Raw genomic sequence first — 20,714 nt, 5'->3', positions numbered from 1 at the left:
GTCACCCTCACTTTTCGTGACAACATTATTAAGAAGCAAGAAAAGACAAATATTGCGTCAGGTCACTTTTACCCCTGCAAGCGGGAATATTTATCAACATTACCTTAATCAATATAAAGCTAAGCCAGTAATTCACAACAAGGATTGGCGATTCCGATGGTTTGCCGTAGAATTACCGCCCTCATTAAGAGTCACCAAGGTGGTTAACCACAAACCCCGCATCGGTAAGCCATCCGTTGCGTTTACATGGGACAGAGTAAAAAATTGAATAAACAACCGAGTTCGCTTTCACCGCTGGTGCAATTGGCGGGAATTCGCAAATGCTTTGATGGTAAAGAAGTCATTCCCCAGCTTGATCTGACTATCAACAATGGCGAGTTCCTCACGCTGCTTGGCCCTTCTGGCTGCGGTAAAACAACCGTTCTTCGCCTGATTGCGGGTCTGGAAACTGTTGATTCCGGGCGCATCATGCTGGATAACGAGGACATCACCCACGTTCCGGCGGAAAACCGCTATGTGAACACCGTTTTCCAAAGCTACGCGTTATTCCCCCACATGACCGTATTCGAAAATGTGGCCTTTGGCTTGCGTATGCAAAAAACCCCCGCTGCTGAAATTACGCCTCGCGTGATGGAAGCCCTGCGGATGGTACAACTGGAAACCTTCGCTCAACGCAAACCGCATCAACTCTCTGGCGGTCAGCAGCAACGCGTGGCCATTGCCCGCGCGGTGGTTAACAAGCCTCGTCTATTGTTGCTTGATGAATCGCTTTCCGCGCTGGATTACAAACTGCGCAAACAGATGCAGAACGAGTTAAAAGCGTTACAGCGAAAACTTGGCATTACTTTCGTCTTCGTTACCCACGACCAGGAAGAGGCACTCACTATGTCTGACCGGATTGTGGTGATGCGCGATGGTCGCATTGAACAAGACGGCACACCACGTGAAATCTACGAAGAGCCAAAAAACCTGTTCGTTGCCGGGTTCATTGGCGAAATCAATATGTTTAACGCCACGGTGATCGAACGTCTCGACGAGCAACGCGTACGCGCCAACGTTGAAGGCCGCGAGTGTAATATTTACGTTAACTTCGCCGTTGAGCCGGGGCAAAAACTGCATGTTCTGCTACGCCCGGAAGACTTACGCGTTGACGAAATCAACGACGACAACCACGTCGAAGGGCTGATTGGTTACGTTCGCGAACGCAACTACAAAGGCATGACGCTGGAGTCAGTTGTCGAACTGGAAAATGGCAAGATGGTGATGGTTAGCGAATTCTTTAATGAAGACGATCCTGACTTTGACCACTCTCTCGACCAGAAAATGGCCATTAATTGGGTAGAAAGCTGGGAGGTCGTACTGGCTGATGAAGAACACAAGTAAGTTCCAGAATGTAGTGATTGTCACTATCGTCGGTTGGCTTGTGTTGTTTGTTTTTCTGCCCAACCTGATGATCATTGGCACCAGCTTTTTGACCCGCGACGACGCCAGTTTCGTCAAAATGGTCTTTACGCTGGATAATTACACACGTCTGCTCGATCCGCTCTATTTTGAAGTGCTCGTGCACTCGCTGAATATGGCGCTGATCGCCACTCTCGCCTGCCTGGTGCTGGGCTACCCGTTTGCCTGGTTTCTGGCAAAACTGCCGCATAAAGTGCGACCGCTGCTGCTGTTTCTGCTGATTGTTCCGTTCTGGACAAACTCGCTGATTCGAATCTATGGGCTAAAAATTTTCCTCAGCACCAAAGGCTATCTCAACGAGTTCCTGCTGTGGCTGGGCGTTATTGATACCCCAATTCGCATCATGTTCACCCCCAGCGCGGTGATTATCGGTCTGGTTTACATTCTGCTACCGTTTATGGTGATGCCACTCTATTCCAGTATTGAAAAACTGGATAAACCTTTACTGGAAGCGGCACGCGATCTCGGTGCCAGCAAACTGCAGACTTTTATCCGTATTATTATTCCGCTGACGATGCCAGGAATTATTGCCGGATGTCTGCTGGTGATGCTGCCAGCCATGGGCTTGTTCTATGTATCCGACCTGATGGGCGGTGCGAAAAACCTGCTGATCGGTAACGTCATCAAGGTACAGTTCCTCAATATTCGTGACTGGCCGTTTGGTGCCGCCACCAGCATTACGCTAACTATCGTAATGGGCCTGATGTTGCTGGTTTACTGGCGCGCTTCTCGTTTGCTGAATAAGAAGGTGGAACTCGAATGATCGGTCGACTGCTTCGCGGCGGTTTTATGACCGCTATCTACGCGTACCTGTATATCCCAATCATTATTTTGATTGTGAACTCCTTTAACAGCTCGCGCTTTGGCATTAACTGGCAGGGTTTTACCACCAAATGGTATAGCCTGCTGATGAACAACGACAGCTTGTTACAGGCGGCGCAACATTCACTGACGATGGCGGTATTCTCGGCGACGTTTGCTACGCTTATCGGTTCACTGACGGCGGTTGCGCTGTACCGTTATCGCTTTCGCGGTAAGCCGTTCGTTAGCGGAATGCTGTTTGTGGTGATGATGTCGCCAGATATCGTGATGGCGATTTCTCTGCTGGTGCTGTTTATGCTGTTGGGTATTCAGCTTGGCTTCTGGTCGCTATTGTTCTCGCATATCACCTTCTGCCTGCCATTTGTGGTGGTGACAGTGTATTCGCGCCTGAAAGGTTTTGATGTGCGGATGCTGGAAGCGGCGAAAGATCTCGGCGCCAGCGAATTTACCATTCTACGGAAAATCATTTTGCCACTGGCAATGCCGGCTGTGGCGGCGGGCTGGGTGCTAAGCTTTACCCTGTCGATGGACGATGTGGTAGTTTCGTCGTTTGTCACCGGACCGAGCTATGAAATTCTGCCGTTAAAAATTTATTCGATGGTCAAAGTCGGCGTATCGCCAGAAGTTAACGCGCTGGCAACCATATTACTGGTGCTGTCGCTGGTGATGGTTATTGCCAGCCAGTTTATTGCTCGTGATAAAACGAAAGGTAACACAGGGGACGTTAAATGAAAAAATGGTCACGCCACCTGCTCGCGGCGGGTGCTCTGGTACTGGGCATGAGCGCCGCTCACGCCGATGACAACAACACGCTGTATTTCTACAACTGGACCGAGTACGTGCCGCCAGGACTGCTTGAACAGTTCACCAAAGAAACCGGTATTAAGGTTATCTATTCGACTTACGAGTCAAATGAAACCATGTACGCAAAACTGAAAACGTACAAAGACGGTGCCTATGACCTGGTGGTTCCTTCAACCTATTACGTCGATAAAATGCGTAAAGAAGGGATGATCCAGAAGATCGACAAGTCGAAGTTAAGCAACTTCAGCAACCTCGATCCAGACATGCTCAACAAGCCGTTTGACCCGAATAACGACTACTCCATTCCGTATATCTGGGGTGCGACGGCGATTGGCGTTAACGGTGATGCGGTGGATCCGAAATCCGTTACCAGCTGGGCCGATCTGTGGAAGCCTGAGTACAAAGGCAGCCTGCTGCTGACCGATGATGCCCGTGAAGTATTCCAGATGGCGCTGCGTAAGCTGGGCTACTCCGGTAACACTACCGACCCGAAAGAGATTGAAGCTGCGTATAACGAGCTGAAAAAACTGATGCCAAACGTGGCAGCGTTTAACTCCGATAACCCGGCTAACCCGTACATGGAAGGCGAAGTTAACCTCGGCATGATCTGGAACGGCTCTGCTTTCGTTGCGCGCCAGGCGGGTACGCCAATTGACGTGGTATGGCCGAAAGAAGGCGGCATTTTCTGGATGGACAGCCTGGCGATCCCGGCAAATGCCAAAAACAAAGAAGGCGCGCTGAAATTGATCAACTTCCTGCTGCGCCCGGATGTGGCAAAACAGGTTGCCGAAACTATCGGTTATCCAACGCCAAACCTTGCGGCGCGTAAGCTGTTAAGCCCGGAAGTGGCGAACGATAAAACGCTCTACCCGGATGCTGAAACCATTAAAAATGGTGAATGGCAGAATGACGTTGGCGCAGCCAGCAGCATTTATGAAGAGTATTATCAGAAGCTGAAAGCAGGACGTTAATTCAGCAAACGGGCGGTGGTATTACCGCCCGTTTTTTATTTAGCAAGGATGTGGCTAATGAGTCAGGACAGTAACGTTTTATCCCGCTCTTTCGTCGGTATTGGTTTGGTACTGCTCGTTATTTCTGTTGTTATATTTTACAACCAGTTCACCTATACCAAAAATGCGATGCATACCGAAGGGGTCATTGTTGATGTCGTCTGGTACAACAATCATTCAAACGACGTCGGTGATAATGGTTCCTGGTATCCAGTGGTTGCCTTTCGCCCTACACCAGATTACACGCTAATTTTTAATTCGAGTATTGGTAGTGATTTTTATGAAGATAGCGAAGGTGACAGAGTCAATGTCTATTATCCGCCAGGGCATCCAGAAGAAGCCGAAATAAACAATCCCTGGGTTAATTTTTTTGAATGGGGCTTTGTTGGCATAGCAGGCATTATTTTCGGTGGTATCGGTCTGATAATCATGGTCCCCTCCTCTAAAAAATCACGCAGGAAACGGAAGTCCCGCCCATGAAAAAATTCATGATACTGCTCAGTTTACTGATATTTCTGCCTCTGACGGTAACCAGTAAGCCCTTAATTCCAATAATGAAGACACTTTTTACGGATGTTACAGGTACTGTACCAGATGCTGAAGAGATCGCGCGTAAAGCAGAACACTTCCACCAACAAACCGGGATCGCGCCATTTATCGTGGTTGTTCCTGGCATTAATGAAGCCAGTCTCAGGCAAAATGGCAAAGCGATGCTGGCGTATGCGTCATCTTCATTGACTGATGTAAAAGGGAGTGTTCTGTTAATCTTTACTACCCGCGAGCCACGGTTAATTGTGATAACCAACGGCCAGGTTGAAAGCAGCATGGACGATAAACATCTTGGCCTTCTGGTAGAAAATCACACGCTGGCTTATTTACATGCGGACCTCTGGTATCAGGGAATCAATAATGCCCTGGATATTTTGCAAGCACAGATATTAAAACAACCGACGCCACCACTGACATATTATCCGCATCCCGAACAAAAGCATGAGAATGATCCGCCAGGCAGCACCTCGACATTAGGTCTTTTTGCCTGGGCAGTTGCATTCATCATCTTTGCTGCAATTTTTAACTACACGTCGCGCTTTTATTATGCCTTAAAATTTGCAGTGGCTATGACTGTCGCCAATATGGGCTATCAGGCTTTATGCCTGTATATCGATAATAGCTTTGCGATTGTTAAAATATCGCCGCTCTGGGCGGGGCTGATTGGAGTCTGTACGTTTTTTGCAGCACTGTTATGGACGAGTAAAAGTTAAAAGAGGCCGGTAAAGTGCGCGTGTATTATGCCGGATGCGGCGCGAACGCCTTATCCGGCCTACAAAACCCGCAAATTCAATTAATTGCGCCCCATCGTAGGCCTGATAAGCGTAGCGCATCAGGCAATGCTGCCTGCTTTATAAGCCCTTCAGCAACTTTTCAACAAACTCTGGCACTACCTGGCTTGCCGGACCGTAATATTTCTCGGCAAATTCGTTACCAACCTGGCTCGGCTCAAGATTGAGTTCCACGGTGTGCGCGCCATGCAATTTTGCTTCATGAACAAAACCGGCCGCCGGATAAACATGCCCGGATGTACCAATAGCAATGAAAATATCCGCCATTGCCAGTGCCATATAAATTTCATCCATGCCGAGCGGCATTTCACCAAACCACACCACGTGCGGGCGCAGCGGAGCCGGGAACTGGCAGCAATGACATTTATCTTCTGGCGTAACATCGCCAGTCCAGTCGAGAACCTGTCCACTTTGCGAACAACGTACTTTCAGCAATTCTCCATGCATATGAATCACATTGGTATTGCCTGCGCGTTCATGCAGGTTATCGATATTCTGCGTCACCAGCAAAAAGCGGTCGCCGAGGGCATCTTGCAGTTTAGCCAGCGCAAGATGCGCGGCGTTAGGCTGTATTTCTGGCTGCTGTAACTGTCGGCGACGAGCATTATAAAACGCTTGCACCAGTTCCGGGTCGCGATCAAAGCCCTCTGGCGTCGCAACATCTTCAACACGATGCTCTTCCCACAGGCCATCTGCGGCGCGAAAGGTACGAATACCTGATTCCGCAGAAATACCAGCCCCTGTCAGTACGAGTACTCTTGGTTTTTCCATTGCTTCCGACACCACTTTATCTCTGAAAAAAATACGCTGACGTAAACGCTCATGCAGGCGGCGTTTATTTTTACGAAAACGACTTAACCGATGACCCCGACGCGACAGCATAGCAACCTCTGTTGTTTAATCGGTTAGATGTAGGAACGCAGCTCCACGCATTCCGCCTGCATCACCGTGGCGCGCGCGTTCAATACGCGGAACACGAGCTACAGGTAAGAGATGACGAGGCAGCCTGTCCGCCAGTTGCGTTGTGATTGCCGGGAAATTGGATAACCCACCGCCAATGACCACCAGATCAGGGTCAATAATGGTCAGGATGTTTCCCAGACAAACCGCTAATAGATCCAGATAACGCTCAACGTGCGCCCTTGCCTGCTCATCGCCTTGATCATAAAGCGCAATAATTTCGGGAGCCTGCAACGGTTGATGATAATAGTGTTGATACAGCCACGCAAAACCGCGACCAGACAGATAATTTTCAATGCAGCCATGCTGACCACAGCCACAGCGGCGTAATGGGAAATCCAGCCCCATCATGGTTAACGCATCGACCGGCAGACGCATATGACCAAACTCGCCGGTAATGTAGCTCTTACCCGTCACCGCCTTACCGTTGAATACCAGTCCACCGCCAACGCCGGTGCCGAGAATTAACCCCATCACCAGCGGATATTGGGTAAATTCATCATCCCAGGCTTCAGAAAGGGCAAAACAGTTAGCGTCATTATCAAGTCGCACATCGCGCTCAAGACGTGCGCTCAGGTCGGCACGCAGCGGTTTACCACTGGCGGCGGGGACATTGGCAGCATACAGCGTGCCATCTTCTGTTTCTGGCATTCCCGGAATACCGATGCCGACAGAACCTTTACAGCCAAAACGCTGGTCAGCTTCGGCTACCAGCTCGCACACTGCATCCAAAAATGCGTCATAGCTGTCACGCGGCGTCGGCACCCGCTTTTCCCACTGCAACTGCCGACTGCTATCAAACACACCTAGCGCAATTTTTGTTCCACCAATATCAAACCCGTAATACATTGCCGCTCCTTGTTTTAATGTACTGCCTTTACTGGCCGCTAAGGACTCGCGCAGGGTCAATATTACTGGCGCGCCGCGCCGGATACCAACTTGCCAAAAGACTCAGCAACAATGCTGTGACCAGTACGTAGAAGACGTCCAGCCAGTGCAATTCCGATGGCAGGAAGTCAATAAAATAAATGTCACTGGAGAGGAACTGATGGCCGATCAGATCTTCAATCCACTCGATAATCGGAGTGAGTTGCAGCGAAACCACCACGCCGATAATCACACCACACAAGCTGCCGAACAACCCAGCCAGCAATCCATACCAGACAAAAATGGCGCGAATTAAACCGTCTTTCGCGCCCAGCGTTCTTAATACTGCGATATCGCCACTCTTGTCTTTTACCGCCATCACTAAAGTGGAGACGATGTTAAAACAGGCCACACCAATCACCAGTACCATCGCCAGATACATAATGGCGCGGATCATCTGGATATCACGATACATATAGCCGTAAGTGCCGATCCAGCTCTTGATATAAACATAGCTATTGGTCACTTCGCCCGCGTCACGCACCAGTTTGTTGGCGTTAAAAACATCCGTCATTTTAAGGGCAATACCTGACACACTGGAACCCATATCAAGATATTGTTGGGCATCCGCCAGCGGGATCATGGCAAAACTGTGATCGAGTTGACCGCTCAGCTGCAAAATTCCGGCAATTTGCAAGCGCACTCGTTTTGGCTGCATCAGTTTATGCTCGGGATTCGAATTTGGGATCATGATCGACACCCAATCGCCCTGCTTCACTTTTAACGCATCCGCTACGCCTTTGCCGATAATAATCTGCTGCTCACCGGCTTTAAAATTGTTCCAGGCATCGCCCTGGACAAACGAGGGCAGCGCACTTAGGCGCTGTTCCTGTTGCGGATCAACCCCTTTTACCTGAAGCGCGCGCAGATTCGCACCGCTTTCCACCAGCCCCGTGAAGTTGATATACGGCGCAGCGGCGGCAATACCTGGCACTTTTTGCACGTTATTCAGTGCTTCCTGCCAGTTAGTCCACGGCTGATCCACCGCTTCAATTTCGCCATGCGGTACTACCGCCAGAATGCGGTTATTCAGTTCACGCTCAAAGCCGTTCATCGCGCTTAAGCCGACGATCAATACCGCCACGCCAAGTGCAATGCCAATGGTAGAAATGACGGAGATCAGCGACACCATGCCGCCACGTCGCCGTCCGCGACTAAAACGCAGACCAATTAATAACGATAAAGGCATCGCCATTACTCCGCCCCCATCAGGCTCAGTTCCGCCGTCAGACGACCATCACGCATTTCCAGTTGGCGGCTCATACGTTTCGCCAGTTGCAGGTCGTGAGTAACCACCAGGAAAGCGGTGCCCTGCAAGCGATTCAACTCCCCAAGCAACTGGAAGATGCTGTCGGCGTTACGTGCGTCAAGGTTACCAGTAGGTTCATCCGCCAGTACCAGACGCGGGTTATTAACCAGCGCACGGGCAATCGCCACACGCTGACGTTCGCCGCCAGAAAGTTCGGATGGACGGTGATTCGCGCGATGCTCCAGCCCCACCGCTTTTAACATTTCCAACGCTCGACTGTTGATTTCAGCGGGCTTTTTCTTGCCAATCAGCAGCGGCATAGCCACGTTTTCCAGCGCGGTAAAATCCGGCAGCAGGTGGTGAAACTGATAAATAAAGCCCAGCTTCTGGTTACGCAGTTCTGCTTTCGCCGCCGACGATAGTTTGCTCATCGGCTGACCGTTAAAAATCACATCGCCGGAAGTTGGCGTATCCAGCCCACCCAGCAAGTGCAGCAAGGTGCTTTTGCCAGAACCAGAGCTACCGACGATAGCCATCATTTCGCCTTCGCCCACGCTGAAACTGACATTGTGCAGCACGTCGGTTTGCACACTGCCTTCCTGATAGCGTTTGCACAGGTTGTCGCATTGCAACAGGATCTTATTCATAACGTAAAGCCTCAGCGGGTTGAGTGGCGGCAGCGCGCCAGGAAGGGTAAAGCGTAGAAAGCAGCGCGATAGCCATCGCCACCAGCGCAATAATAATGACCTGTAAAGGTTCGATAGCGACCGGCAGCGCCGCGCCATCAAGCAGGACGCCGATTATCGGCATCAGATTATTCAACTGGCTGGCAAGCAGCGCACCAAGCGCCGCGCCCAGGATCGCACCAATAATTCCGGCGCTGGCACCCTGTACCATAAAGACCATCATGATTTGTCGCGGAGTTAAACCTTGCGTTTGCAGGATTGCCACTTCGCCCTGCTTCTCCATCACCATCAGCCCCAGCGAGGTAATAATGTTAAACGCCGCAACGGCGACAATCAGGCTCAGCAGCAAGCCCATCATATTTTTTTCCATGCGCACGGCCTGGAACAGCTCACCTTTACGGTCGCGCCAGTCCTGCCATTTACTGCCTTCTGGCAGTTTTTGCTGGCTTAACGAGTCCACTTTCAGCGGCTCATCCAGCCACAGACGCCAGCCGGTGATATTGCCTGCCGGATAACGCATCAGACGCGAGGCATCCTCAATATTCACCAGCATTTCATAGCCGTCGACTTCACTGTTAGCGGCAAAAGTACCAATCACATTGAACAGGCGCTGACTTGGAATACGCCCCATCGGCGTGAACTGGCTGGCAGAAGGCACCATCACGCGGATTTGATCACCGCGATTAACGCCCAACTGTGAAGCAAGCTGTTCACCGAGGATGACATTATATTTCCCTGGCTCGAGGTCGGCTTGTTTCACATTGACCAGATACGGGGTTAGCGGATCTTTTTGCGCCGGATCGATACCCAGCATGACGCCTACCGCCACGCTGCGTGCGCTTTGCAGCACCACATCACCAGTAGTGATAGGCGCGACGCGATTTACGCCGTCCAGTTTGACTGCCGTTTCCGGGAGTTTCTGCGGGTTAAGAGAGCCCTGCTCCGAAGAGAGGATCGCCTGTGGCATCAGGCCAAGGATGTTGTTTTGCAGTTCGCGCTCAAAGCCGTTCATCACTGACAATACTGTGACCAGCGCCATCACCCCGAGGGTAATGCCGATGGTAGAAAGCCAGGAGACGAAACGACCGAAGCGATCCGCTGCACGCCCACGCATGTAACGCAGGCCAATAAATAGAGCGACAGGTTGGTACATGAAATCCGTCTGGTTGCTGTTAGCAAAGACACGAGTATATAAGCGAAAGCAGGATGGGTAAACGCCTGAACTGTAAGTGATCATCAGGGCTAATCTGAAAAGCATCAGTAAATCAATCGGCTAAAGGGTCTCATTTTCTCATCGGCCTTGTGGCCTGATCTTTATCTGAAAAATAACCAAATACAGACAGATACGCATTACACCACGCGACTCGCCCCGCAGGATCAACAGCATGTTAAATAAAAGAGCGTGTTGTTCTGATGAAACAAAAAGAACTATGGATTAACCAGATCAAAGGGTTATGCATCTGTCTGGTGGTGGTTTATCACTCGGTAATCACCTTTTACCCGCATCTGACCACTTTTCAGCATCCGTTATCGGAAGTACTGAGTAAATGCTGGATCTATTTCAATCTTTACCTTGCGCCCTTCCGTATGCCGGTTTTTTTCTTTATCTCCGGCTATTTGATTCGCCGCTATATCGACAGTGTGCCGTGGGGAAATTGTCTCGATAAACGCATCTGGAGCATCTTCTGGGTGCTGGCGCTTTGGGGCGTGGTGCAGTGGCTGGCGCTAAGCGCACTGAATCAGTGGCTGGCACCTGAGCGCGATTTAAGCAATGCCTCCAATGCCGCTTATGCCGATTCCACCGGTGAATTCCTGCACGGGATGCTCACCGCCAGCACCAGCTTGTGGTATCTGTACGCTTTAATTGTCTATTTCGTGATATGTAAAATTTTTAATCGCCAGGCTCTGCCGTTATTCGCCCTGTTTGTACTGATGAGTGTGGCTGTTAATTTCGTTCCCACGCCGTGGTGGGGAATGAACAGTGTGATCCGCAATTTGCCTTATTACAGCCTTGGCGCATGGTTTGGCGCAACATTAATGACCTGTGTTAAAGAAGTACCGTTGCGCCGCCATCTGCTGATGTCTTCGCTGCTGGCCGTTCTGGCGGTCAGTGCCTGGTTGTTTAATATTTCGTTGCTGTTGTCGCTGGTGTCGATTGTGGTGATCATGAAGCTGTTTTATCAGTACGAGCAGCGTTTCGGTATGCGCTCCTCCAGCCTGCTGAATGTGATTGGTTCCAACACCATTGCCATCTACACCACCCATCGCATTCTGGTAGAGATATTCAGCTTAAGTCTGATTCCGCAAATGAACGCGGCGCGCTGGTCGCCGCAACTCGAACTGGCGCTCCTGCTGGTTTATCCCTTTGTCAGTTTGTTGATTTGTACACTGGCTGGCTTGCTGGTACGAAAATTTTCACAACGCGCATTCAGCGACCTGTTGTTCTCCCCGCCTTCTCTGCCTGCAACCAGTTATTCTCGCTAAGCCATCGCCCCAGCCGGGGCGATTCAATTTGCTAAACCATGTCGATTCCGGATAATGAACAGCATTGCTTATCAGAGATATGTCCCCATATGTTGAGGCATATCCTAACGAGAATCTGACAACCGTTATGCCTGAACAATATCGTTATACGCTGCCCGTCAAAGCGGGTGAACAGCGTCTGCTGGGCGAGTTAACCGGCGCTGCCTGCGCGACGCTGGTAGCGGAAATTGCCGAACGTCACACCGGACCGGTGGTGCTCATTGCACCAGATATGCAAAATGCTCTACGTTTGCATGATGAAATCAGCCAGTTCACCGACCAGATGGTGATGAATCTGGCGGACTGGGAAACCCTCCCTTACGACAGTTTTTCGCCTCATCAGGATATTATCTCCTCGCGTCTTTCCACCCTTTACCAGTTACCAACGATGCAACGTGGCGTACTGATTGTTCCGGTGAATACGCTTATGCAGCGCGTTTGCCCGCACAGTTTTCTCCACGGTCATGCGCTGGTGATGAAAAAAGGTCAGCGCCTGTCACGAGATGCATTGCGTACCCAACTGGACAGCGCCGGTTATCGCCATGTTGATCAGGTGATGGAGCACGGTGAATACGCCACGCGCGGCGCATTGCTGGATCTCTTCCCGATGGGTAGTGAGCTACCTTATCGTCTTGATTTCTTTGATGATGAAATCGACAGCCTGCGAGTATTTGATGTCGATAGCCAACGCACGCTGGAGGAAGTTGAAGCTATCAACCTGCTGCCCGCACACGAATTTCCGACCGATAAAGCGGCAATTGAACTGTTCCGCAGTCAGTGGCGTGATTCTTTCGAAGTAAAACGCGATCCAGAACATATTTATCAACAAGTGAGCAAAGGCACATTGCCTGCCGGGATCGAGTACTGGCAACCGCTATTCTTCAGCGAACCGTTGCCGCCACTGTTCAGTTATTTCCCTGCCAATACATTGCTGGTGAATACTGGCGATCTGGAAAACAGTGCCGAACGTTTCCAGGCTGACACGCTGGCGCGTTTTGAGAATCGCGGCGTCGATCCGATGCGTCCACTGCTGCCGCCACAATCGCTCTGGCTGCGGGTCGATGAACTGTTCTCAGAGCTGAAAAACTGGCCGCGTGTACAGCTAAAAAATGAACATTTACCGACAAAAGCAGCGAATGCCAATTTAGGCTTTCAGAAACTGCCAGACCTTGCCGTTCAGGCGCAGCAAAAAGCCCCGCTGGATGCGCTGCGTAAATTTCTTGAATCTTTCGACGGCCCGGTGGTGTTCTCGGTAGAAAGTGAAGGTCGCCGTGAAGCACTCGGTGAACTGCTCGCCCGTATTAAAATAGCTCCACAACGTATTATGCGTCTCGATGAGGCCAGCGACCGTGGGCGTTATCTGATGATTGGCGCTGCCGAACATGGTTTTGTTGATACGGTACGTAATCTGGCGCTGATTTGCGAAAGCGATCTGCTCGGTGAACGCGTTGCCCGTCGTCGTCAGGATTCTCGCCGCGCCATCAACCCCGATACACTGATCCGTAACCTCGCGGAGCTGCACATTGGTCAGCCGGTGGTGCATCTGGAGCACGGCGTCGGGCGCTATGCCGGAATGACCACGCTGGAGGCTGGCGGCATTACCGGCGAGTACCTGATGCTCACTTACGCCAACGACGCCAAACTGTATGTTCCGGTGTCGTCACTGCATCTGATTAGCCGTTACGCCGGTGGCGCGGAAGAAAATGCCCCGCTGCATAAACTTGGCGGCGATGCCTGGTCGCGGGCGCGGCAGAAAGCGGCGGAAAAAGTGCGTGATGTGGCGGCGGAATTACTGGATATCTACGCCCAGCGTGCCGCCAAAGAGGGCTTCGCGTTTAAACACGATCGCGAGCAATATCAATTGTTCTGCGACAGCTTCCCGTTCGAAACCACGCCGGATCAGGCGCAAGCGATTAATGCGGTGCTTAGCGACATGTGTCAGCCGCTGGCAATGGATCGTCTGGTGTGCGGCGATGTTGGCTTTGGTAAAACAGAAGTGGCGATGCGCGCCGCTTTCCTGGCAGTAGAGAACCACAAGCAGGTAGCGGTACTGGTGCCAACGACTCTTCTCGCACAGCAGCATTACGACAATTTCCGCGACCGTTTCGCCAACTGGCCGGTACGCATCGAAATGATCTCCCGTTTCCGCAGCGCCAAAGAGCAGACGCAAATCCTTACGGAAGTGGCGGAAGGGAAAATCGATATTCTGATCGGTACGCACAAACTGCTGCAAAGTGACGTCAAGTTTAAAGATTTAGGCCTGCTGATTGTCGATGAAGAGCACCGCTTCGGGGTGCGTCATAAAGAGCGCATTAAAGCGATGCGCGCGAACGTGGATATTCTGACGCTTACCGCAACGCCGATCCCACGTACGCTGAATATGGCAATGAGCGGAATGCGCGATCTGTCGATTATTGCCACGCCACCCGCCCGCCGTCTGGCAGTTAAAACCTTTGTCCGTGAGTATGACAGTCTGGTGGTCAGAGAGGCTGTCCTGCGTGAAATTCTGCGCGGGGGACAGGTTTATTATCTCTACAATGATGTGGAAAACATCCAGAAAGCCGCCGAACGGCTGGCGGAACTGGTGCCAGAAGCGCGGATTGCCATCGGTCACGGGCAGATGCGCGAACGCGAACTGGAACGGGTGATGAATGATTTCCATCATCAGCGTTTTAACGTGCTGGTTTGTACCACGATTATCGAAACCGGGATCGACATCCCTACCGCCAACACCATTATTATTGAACGAGCAGATCACTTCGGTCTGGCGCAACTACACCAGTTGCGTGGCCGCGTCGGACGTTCGCATCACCAGGCATATGCATGGCTGCTGACGCCGCATCCGAAAGCGATGACTACCGATGCGCAAAAACGTCTAGAAGCGATTGCGTCTCTGGAAGACCTTGGCGCGGGATTTGCGCTGGCAACGCACGATCTGGAGATTCGCGGCGCCGGTGAACTGCTCGGCGAAGAACAAAGTGGTTCGATGGAAACTATCGGTTTCTCGCTGTATATGGAGTTGCTGGAAAACGCCGTCGATGCACTGAAAGCCGGACGCGAGCCGTCGCTGGAAGATCTCACCAGCCAGCAAACGGAAGTCGAACTGCGGATGCCGTCGCTGTTGCCGGATGACTTCATTCCTGATGTAAATACCCGTCTGTCGTTCTATAAACGTATTGCCAGCGCCAAAACGGAAAGCGAACTGGAAGAGATCAAAGTCGAACTTATCGATCGCTTCGGTCTGCTGCCAGATCCGGCGCGAACCCTGCTAGATATTGCCCGTCTGCGCCAGCAAGCGCAGAAGCTGGGGATCAGGAAGCTGGAAGGGAATGAGAAAGGCGGCGTGATCGAATTTGCCGAGAAGAATCACGTGAATCCTGCCTGGCTGATTGGTTTGCTGCAAAAGCAACCACAGCACTATCGTCTCGATGGCCCGACGCGCCTGAAGTTTATTCAGGATTTGGGCGAACGGAAAAAACGTATCGAATGGGTGCGCCAGTTTATGCGTGAACTGGAAGAGAACGCGATCGCATAATGGCAAATCGGGGGCGTTTCTGCGCCCCATCCCCAACATTTACAAATTCTTTGCACTTCCCTGCACTATCCGACACTGCCACCATCCATAATTCAGACTTATCTTTTTATTACAATAACCTTATATTTATTATGGATTTTTGGTGATGATCAAAACGCGTTTTTCTCGCTGGCTAACGTTTTTTACGTTCGCCGCTGCCGTGGCTCTGGCGCTACCGGCAAAAGCCAACACCTGGCCGCTACCGCCAGCGGGTAGTCGTCTGGTTGGCGAAAACAAATTTCATGTGGTGGAAAACGATGGTGGTTCGCTGGAAGCTATCGCGAAAAAATATAACGTCGGCTTCCTCGCTCTGTTACAGGCTAATCCCGGTATTGATCCGTATGTACCGCGCGCAGGCAGTGTGTTAACCATTCCATTGCAAACTTTACTGCCAGACGCGCCGCGTGAAGGCATTGTGATCAACATTGCGGAGTTGCGTCTCTATTACTACCCACCGGGCAAAAATTCAGTGACCGTGTACCCCATCGGCATTGGTCAGTTGGGGGGTGATACGCTGACGCCGACAATGGTGACCACCGTTTCAGACAAACGTGCAAACCCAACCTGGACGCCGACTGCAAACATCCGCGCCCGTTATAAAGCCCAGGGGATTGAGCTTCCACCAGTCGTTCCGGCAGGACCGGATAACCCGATGGGCCATCATGCGATTCGTCTGGCGGCCTATGGCGGTGTCTATTTGCTTCACGGTACAAACGCCGATTTCGGTATTGGTATGCGGGTAAGTTCTGGCTGCATCCGTTTGCGAGATGACGATATCAAAACACTTTTCAGCCAGGTCAGCCCCGGCACCAAAGTGAATATTATCAACACGCCGATTAAAGTCTCCGCCGAACCAAACGGCGCACGTCTGGTGGAAGTGCATCAGCCGCTGTCAGAGAAGATAGATGACGATCCGCAATTGTTGCCGATTACGCTCAACAGTACGATGCAGGCATTTAAAAATGCTGCGCAAACTGACGCCGAAGTGATGCAGCGCGTAATGGACGTGCGTTCCGGAATGCCGGTTGATGTGCGCCGTCATCAAGTGAATCAACAGACGCTGTAAATCGCGAGCAAAAAAATCCCCGCAGCACAGGGTGTTGCGGGGAAAAAGCAGCAATAACAGGCATTAATGAGGGTTAATGCTTATTTATAAATTACTGCCGTTCCGTGGAGGGTATTCGGACCGGTTACTGAAGTAATACGGAAAGATTTAGCACCCATCTCATCCGCTTTTTGTGCCAGTTGTTCTTCCAGCGATCCCAGATTTGTCCCCGCGTTAGCACTGATAGTACCCACTTTTTGTTGACCTTCCGGTGTTGCCTGAACTTCAACAGCCGCAAAGCTGGCAAATGATATGGAGCTTAAAATCGCCGCAGCGATGAGGGTTTTTACGTTTTTCATAATAGTGACCTTATGCAGATGAATGGCGTCGCAAGCAATTACTTAACGATCGATAACTAAATGATAGATGTGATCTGGATCACATACAAGATGTTTTTTATAACATTCATTAATTAAATTAAAATTCTTTAAATTTCAGTTAAATAGAGGGCAATTATTTTTCTGGCTTCTGGACTGGTGAACAGAAGTGATTATTTTTATAATAACCATTCATTCACAGCTAAAAGGTACAACGGCATCATGGCAACTGACTCAACACATTGTGTAAAAAAAAGCCGTGGTCGCCCAAAAGTGTTCGACAGGGAAGCCGCGCTTGATAAGGCCATGAAGTTGTTCTGGCAGCACGGTTATGAAGCTACTTCTCTTGCCGATCTCGTCGAAGCGACCGGAGCCAAAGCGCCAACGCTATACGCGGAGTTCACCAATAAAGAGGGATTATTCCGCGCCGTACTTGATCGCTATATCGACCGTTTTGCCGCAAAGCACGAAGCACAACTGTTTTGTGAAGAGAAAAGCGTGGTGTCTGCGCTGACTGACTATTTCGCTGCCATCGCCAGCTGTTTTACCAGCAAAGACACCCCTGCTGGCTGCTTTATGATCAACAACTGCACCACGCTCTCCCCGGATTCAGGAGATATCGCCAATACGTTGAAATCACGCCATGCGATGCAAGAGCGCACTTTGCAGCAGTTTTTATGTCAACGACAGGCGCGCGGGGAAATCCCGACCCACTGTGACGTGACGCATCTGGCGGAATTCCTTAATTGTATTATTCAGGGAATGTCGATCAGCGCCCGCGAAGGCGCATCGCTGGAAAAACTGATGCAGATTGCTCAAACCACTTTGCGTTTATGGCCCGAACTGGTGAAATAAAACGCAAAAAAAGCCCCTCAGCCTGAGCGAATGAGGGGCTAAATTGCAGAGTACAGCCTTGTTATACTTTGTTATTCAGAATCAGTTGCCCGTTGTTATCTAATTGGATTTGTGTACCCGGATCGCGGTCCATGCGGATTTTGCCCTGCTGATCGCCAATCTTATAGGTCACATCATAACCGAGCATTTTTTCTGACTTGTCATACACCGTTTTACAACGCTGTTGGGTGGTGGTGTAAGTATCACGTTCCTGGAGAGAGCCCTGGATCTGGTTACCAGCATATCCACCACCAAGCGCCCCAACGACTGTAGCAACATCCTTACCGCGACCACCGCCAAACTGATGCCCTATCACCCCACCAGCCACAGCGCCCAGAACTGAACCAGCGATGCGATTTTCATCCTGCACCGGCCGGCGATGGGTCACTGTGACATTGCGGCACTCCTGGCGCGGTGTTTTAACTGTTTCCTTGATTGGGATTGCAGAAACAACCTGAGCGTATTGCGGGCCACGTTCAAACACGTTCAGGCTGGCCACTGCCGCTACGCCCAGCGCAGCCGCGACACCAATCCCGATACCCGCCAACATTGATTTATTCACGGGAACACCTCCTTCTTTGCAGTTATGTCAATCATGCAATCGAAGGGGTGAAACAACCATCAGACAGAAGATGAAAAGCGCAGGAATAGCAGGAAATACTTAAGGATTCGGAGGAGTCTGAGGGAATGCCTGATGCGACGCTTAACGCGTCTTATCAGGCCTGCCGCTCGTACCATTTATCCTGGGCGGATAAGGCGTTTACGCCGCATCCGCCAGTACAAGTTGATTAATGCAGTTTCAAACGCGGACGGATAACGCGGTTGATACTACCTACCAACATCATTAGTCCAGTTTTGAAGTAGCCATGCAGCGCAATCTGATGCATCCGATACAGCGAGATATACACAAAGCGCGCAATACGCCCTTCAATCATCATTGAGCCGCGCGTCAGGTTACCCATCAGGCTACCGACGGTGGAGAAGTTCGACAGCGATACCAGCGAACCGTGATCTTTATACTGATAATTTTTCAGCGGTTTGCCATTCATCTGCGCCAGAATATTGTTCATTGCGCAGGTAGCCATCTGGTGTGCGGCCTGAGCGCGCGGCGGGACAAAACCCCCTTCCGGACGCGGGCATGACGCACAGTCGCCAATAGCGTAAATGTCTGGATCGCGCGTGGTTTGCAGCGTCGGTTCCACCACCAGCTGGTTGATACGGTTGGTTTCGAGACCGCCAATATCTTTCAGGAAATCTGGCGCTTTGATCCCGGCAGCCCACACCATCAGATCAGCCTCAATATATTCGCCATCTTTAGTGTGCAGACCACCTTTATCGGCGCTGGTGACCATGGTTTGCGTCAGCACGCGAACGCCCAGTTTAGTTAACTCATTGTGGGCGGCAGCAGAGATACGTGGCGGCAGCGCAGGCAAAATACGCTCGCCCGCTTCTACCAGCGTTACGTTCAACGCTTCGTTGGTCAGGCCTTTGTAACCGTAGCTGTGCAGTTGCTTGACGGCGTTGTGCAATTCAGCGGAGAGTTCTACGCCAGTCGCGCCGCCGCCAACAATCGCAATATTCACTTTGCCATTCGCGCCAAGGTTGGCGGAGTATTTCAGAAACAGATTCAGCATCTCCTGATGGAAACGACGCGCCTGATGCGGGTTATCGAGGAAAATACAGTTCTCTTTTACACCCGGCGTATTGAAATCGTTAGAGGTGCTGCCCAGCGCCATCACCAGCGTGTCATAAGCGATTTTGCGTTCCGGCACCAGCAGTTCGCCTTTTTCGTCGCGCAGTTCAGCAATGGTGATTGTTTTCGCTTCTCTATCGATATCAACCACAGAACCCAACTGGAACTGAAAACCATGATTACGCGCATGAGCCAGGTAACTCAGTGCATCGACGCCTTCATCGAGCGAGCCAGTCGCTACTTCGTGCAGCAGCGGTTTCCACAGGTGGCTGTGATTGCGATCTACCAGCGTAATTTTGGCTTTTTTCTTACGTCCCAGCTTATGTCCAAGCTGTGTCGCCATTTCCAGCCCACCAGCACCGCCGCCGACAATCACAATCTTTTTCAATGGCGTAGTCAACGTGACCCCCTTAAATTTATTAACCAATTGTTAATTAATGGTTATATGCATAGCCCTTAATTAACAGCAGGTTACAGTGATGAAAATGCTCTTCGCTATTGAGAATAACATGAATGGTGCATTGGTCATACCAAAATTGATATGAATCAAGTTTTGTTGCTGAAAAGATAGGCGGATTTACTGGGTGAGATCAAAAAACAGAGATTATTGTTTATTATTTAAGCTGGATCGGGAGAGTGAGGCGTATATGGAGGGCATTTGGTAGGCCAGATACAATGCGCAGCATCGCATCAGGCATTGGTGCACGGCTGTCGGATGCGGCGTGGACGCTTCATCCAACCTACAGAATCCGGGGCGCATCAGATACCAGCAAGGTTACCTGATGCGACCGACGATAGCTTTTAACCGAGGGTTTTGAACGCCTTAATGCGCTGCAAATGCGGGGAGATATTTTTGAATTTGTGCGTCTGCTCTTCGTCCCAGACAATCTCGTAATAATGATGCAACTCTTCAGATGTCCGCTGACTGTTAAGCGCCTCATCGTTACGCGACAAAATCACCAGACAACGATCGCGATTCTTCTCACGGAAATTGGTCACACATTTAGTCGCGATATCGGTGTACTCTTCCGGGCGATCAATCTTCCCTTCCATGTTCTCGTAAGGGAACAAATTGGGGTTGAAGATCACCTGGCGGATATCGCAGAGAAAACCAATCCGTTCTGCCCAGTAACCGCCCAGCCCGACACCGCAAATTAGCGGGCGCTCGTCAACATTCAGTTGCAGCATTTTGTCTACTTCTTTGAGCAGATGCTGCATATCGTGTTTCGGATGCAGAGTGCTGTAGCTTATCAAGCGTACATCCGGGTCAATAAACTGCAATTGTAAAACTTTCTCGTGGTTACCCGGACTGTTAGAGTCAAAACCGTGTAAATAGATAATCATCGCTT

The 20,714-nt window shown here is 50.8% G+C and carries 19 protein-coding genes; 10 read left to right on the top strand and 9 right to left on the bottom strand.

All coding sequences use genetic code 11. The features are described 5' to 3' along the window. Positions 1-246 precede the first annotated feature (246 nt). Genes potA through WC5_RS06810 form a run of 6 tightly spaced genes read left to right on the top strand, consistent with a single transcriptional unit; the run spans position 247 to position 5,359 of the window. Complete coding sequence (gene potA, locus WC5_RS06785; RefSeq protein ID WP_000531593.1) at positions 247-1,383, top strand: spermidine/putrescine ABC transporter ATP-binding protein PotA; 1,137 nt, start codon at positions 247-249, stop codon at positions 1,381-1,383. Further along, positions 1,367-2,224: a spermidine/putrescine ABC transporter permease PotB gene (gene potB / locus WC5_RS06790; RefSeq protein WP_000799415.1), complete on the top strand. Its 858-nt coding sequence runs from the start codon at positions 1,367-1,369 to the stop codon at positions 2,222-2,224. The genes potA and potB overlap by 17 nt, the downstream gene beginning before the upstream one ends. Further along, on the top strand, positions 2,221-3,015 hold the full coding sequence (potC, locus tag WC5_RS06795) for a spermidine/putrescine ABC transporter permease PotC (protein WP_016231668.1): 795 nt from the start codon (positions 2,221-2,223) through the stop codon (positions 3,013-3,015). The genes potB and potC overlap by 4 nt, the downstream gene beginning before the upstream one ends. Next, the gene (gene potD / locus WC5_RS06800) at positions 3,012-4,058 is read left to right on the top strand and encodes a spermidine/putrescine ABC transporter substrate-binding protein PotD (RefSeq protein WP_000759337.1); all 1,047 of its coding nucleotides are present in this window, start codon (positions 3,012-3,014) and stop codon (positions 4,056-4,058) included. The genes potC and potD overlap by 4 nt, the downstream gene beginning before the upstream one ends. Before the next feature lie 57 nt (positions 4,059-4,115). Next, the gene (locus WC5_RS06805; protein ID WP_010352234.1) at positions 4,116-4,577 is read left to right on the top strand and encodes a DUF3592 domain-containing protein; all 462 of its coding nucleotides are present in this window, start codon (positions 4,116-4,118) and stop codon (positions 4,575-4,577) included. Then, positions 4,574-5,359 (top strand): TPM domain-containing protein, encoded by a 786-nt coding sequence (locus tag WC5_RS06810; RefSeq protein WP_000714341.1) that lies wholly within the window; start codon positions 4,574-4,576, stop codon positions 5,357-5,359. The genes WC5_RS06805 and WC5_RS06810 overlap by 4 nt, the downstream gene beginning before the upstream one ends. A 138-nt stretch (positions 5,360-5,497) precedes the next feature. On the opposite strand, the gene cobB is transcribed toward WC5_RS06810, so the two are convergent. From cobB to lolC, 5 genes are read right to left on the bottom strand one after another with little or no spacing between them, the layout of a single operon-like run. Further along, positions 5,498-6,319 (bottom strand): Sir2 family NAD+-dependent deacetylase, encoded by an 822-nt coding sequence (cobB, locus tag WC5_RS06815; protein ID WP_000952723.1) that lies wholly within the window; start codon positions 6,317-6,319, stop codon positions 5,498-5,500. A gap of 15 nt (positions 6,320-6,334) precedes the next feature. After that, a complete protein-coding gene (nagK, locus tag WC5_RS06820) occupies positions 6,335-7,246 on the bottom strand; it encodes an N-acetylglucosamine kinase (RefSeq protein WP_000291314.1) in 912 nt (303 codons plus the stop codon). A 28-nt stretch (positions 7,247-7,274) separates the two neighbouring features. Then, positions 7,275-8,519 carry a lipoprotein-releasing ABC transporter permease subunit LolE gene (gene lolE, locus WC5_RS06825; RefSeq protein WP_001251372.1) on the bottom strand — a complete coding sequence of 415 codons (1,245 nt, stop codon included), beginning with the start codon at positions 8,517-8,519 and terminating at the stop codon, positions 7,275-7,277. Further along, entirely contained in the window at positions 8,519-9,220 is a 702-nt protein-coding gene (gene lolD / locus WC5_RS06830) for a lipoprotein-releasing ABC transporter ATP-binding protein LolD (protein WP_001033695.1), read from the bottom strand. Before lolD ends, lolE begins: the two co-directional genes overlap by 1 nt. Further along, the gene (gene lolC / locus WC5_RS06835) at positions 9,213-10,412 is read right to left on the bottom strand and encodes a lipoprotein-releasing ABC transporter permease subunit LolC (protein ID WP_000284717.1); all 1,200 of its coding nucleotides are present in this window, start codon (positions 10,410-10,412) and stop codon (positions 9,213-9,215) included. The genes lolD and lolC overlap by 8 nt, the downstream gene beginning before the upstream one ends. 260 nt (positions 10,413-10,672) lie before the next feature. Between lolC and WC5_RS06840 the strand changes: the two genes are divergently transcribed. From WC5_RS06840 to ldtC, 3 genes are all read left to right on the top strand, one after another. Next, positions 10,673-11,743, top strand: a complete 1,071-nt coding sequence (locus WC5_RS06840) for an acyltransferase family protein (RefSeq protein ID WP_000810303.1) — start codon at positions 10,673-10,675, stop codon at positions 11,741-11,743. A gap of 127 nt (positions 11,744-11,870) precedes the next feature. Further along, the gene (mfd, locus tag WC5_RS06845; RefSeq protein WP_024192226.1) at positions 11,871-15,317 is read left to right on the top strand and encodes a transcription-repair coupling factor; all 3,447 of its coding nucleotides are present in this window, start codon (positions 11,871-11,873) and stop codon (positions 15,315-15,317) included. A gap of 142 nt (positions 15,318-15,459) precedes the next feature. Next, a complete protein-coding gene (ldtC, locus tag WC5_RS06850; RefSeq protein WP_010350845.1) occupies positions 15,460-16,422 on the top strand; it encodes a L,D-transpeptidase LdtC in 963 nt (320 codons plus the stop codon). An 80-nt stretch (positions 16,423-16,502) separates the two neighbouring features. On the opposite strand, the gene bhsA is transcribed toward ldtC, so the two are convergent. Then, positions 16,503-16,760 carry a multiple stress resistance protein BhsA gene (gene bhsA / locus WC5_RS06855; RefSeq protein ID WP_000800144.1) on the bottom strand — a complete coding sequence of 86 codons (258 nt, stop codon included), beginning with the start codon at positions 16,758-16,760 and terminating at the stop codon, positions 16,503-16,505. Positions 16,761-17,000: 240 nt separating this feature from the next. On the opposite strand from bhsA, the gene comR reads away from it, so the two are divergent. Continuing rightward, on the top strand, positions 17,001-17,633 hold the full coding sequence (comR, locus tag WC5_RS06860; protein WP_010350843.1) for a TetR family copper-responsive transcriptional repressor ComR: 633 nt from the start codon (positions 17,001-17,003) through the stop codon (positions 17,631-17,633). Positions 17,634-17,694: 61 nt separating this feature from the next. Here the strand turns inward: comR and WC5_RS06865 are convergent, their stop codons facing one another. The 3 genes from WC5_RS06865 to ycfP form a co-directional block, all read right to left on the bottom strand. Beyond that, positions 17,695-18,234, bottom strand: coding sequence for a glycine zipper 2TM domain-containing protein (locus WC5_RS06865; protein ID WP_010350841.1), 540 nt, complete (start codon positions 18,232-18,234; stop codon positions 17,695-17,697). Between the two features lie 226 nt (positions 18,235-18,460). After that, positions 18,461-19,765 carry an NADH-quinone dehydrogenase gene (gene ndh / locus WC5_RS06870; protein WP_010352391.1) on the bottom strand — a complete coding sequence of 435 codons (1,305 nt, stop codon included), beginning with the start codon at positions 19,763-19,765 and terminating at the stop codon, positions 18,461-18,463. Between the two features lie 401 nt (positions 19,766-20,166). Then, positions 20,167-20,709 (bottom strand): alpha/beta hydrolase YcfP, encoded by a 543-nt coding sequence (gene ycfP / locus WC5_RS06875; protein WP_000587922.1) that lies wholly within the window; start codon positions 20,707-20,709, stop codon positions 20,167-20,169. Positions 20,710-20,714 lie beyond the last annotated feature (5 nt).

Origin of the sequence: Escherichia sp. KTE114, from assembly GCF_000407765.1 — a bacterium.
Taxonomy (GTDB): domain Bacteria; phylum Pseudomonadota; class Gammaproteobacteria; order Enterobacterales; family Enterobacteriaceae; genus Escherichia; species Escherichia ruysiae.
This window is presented reverse-complemented; position numbering and strand designations above follow the sequence as displayed.

Excerpts from the sequence above, each read along its gene's own strand:
- cobB (WP_000952723.1), bottom strand. The coding sequence starts at position 6,319 with ATGCTGTCGCGTCGGGGTCATCGGTTAAGTCGTTTTCGTAAAAATAAA.
- WC5_RS06810 (WP_000714341.1), top strand. The coding sequence starts at position 4,574 with ATGAAAAAATTCATGATACTGCTCAGTTTACTGATATTTCTGCCTCTG.
- potC (WP_016231668.1), top strand. The coding sequence starts at position 2,221 with ATGATCGGTCGACTGCTTCGCGGCGGTTTTATGACCGCTATCTACGCG.
- potD (WP_000759337.1), top strand. The coding sequence starts at position 3,012 with ATGAAAAAATGGTCACGCCACCTGCTCGCGGCGGGTGCTCTGGTACTG.
- potA (WP_000531593.1), top strand. The coding sequence starts at position 247 with ATGGGACAGAGTAAAAAATTGAATAAACAACCGAGTTCGCTTTCACCG.
- nagK (WP_000291314.1), bottom strand. The coding sequence starts at position 7,246 with ATGTATTACGGGTTTGATATTGGTGGAACAAAAATTGCGCTAGGTGTG.
- lolE (WP_001251372.1), bottom strand. The coding sequence starts at position 8,519 with ATGGCGATGCCTTTATCGTTATTAATTGGTCTGCGTTTTAGTCGCGGA.
- ycfP (WP_000587922.1), bottom strand. The coding sequence starts at position 20,709 with ATGATTATCTATTTACACGGTTTTGACTCTAACAGTCCGGGTAACCAC.
- WC5_RS06840 (WP_000810303.1), top strand. The coding sequence starts at position 10,673 with ATGAAACAAAAAGAACTATGGATTAACCAGATCAAAGGGTTATGCATC.
- potB (WP_000799415.1), top strand. The coding sequence starts at position 1,367 with ATGAAGAACACAAGTAAGTTCCAGAATGTAGTGATTGTCACTATCGTC.
- lolD (WP_001033695.1), bottom strand. The coding sequence starts at position 9,220 with ATGAATAAGATCCTGTTGCAATGCGACAACCTGTGCAAACGCTATCAG.
- mfd (WP_024192226.1), top strand. The coding sequence starts at position 11,871 with ATGCCTGAACAATATCGTTATACGCTGCCCGTCAAAGCGGGTGAACAG.
- lolC (WP_000284717.1), bottom strand. The coding sequence starts at position 10,412 with ATGTACCAACCTGTCGCTCTATTTATTGGCCTGCGTTACATGCGTGGG.
- comR (WP_010350843.1), top strand. The coding sequence starts at position 17,001 with ATGGCAACTGACTCAACACATTGTGTAAAAAAAAGCCGTGGTCGCCCA.
- bhsA (WP_000800144.1), bottom strand. The coding sequence starts at position 16,760 with ATGAAAAACGTAAAAACCCTCATCGCTGCGGCGATTTTAAGCTCCATA.
- WC5_RS06805 (WP_010352234.1), top strand. The coding sequence starts at position 4,116 with ATGAGTCAGGACAGTAACGTTTTATCCCGCTCTTTCGTCGGTATTGGT.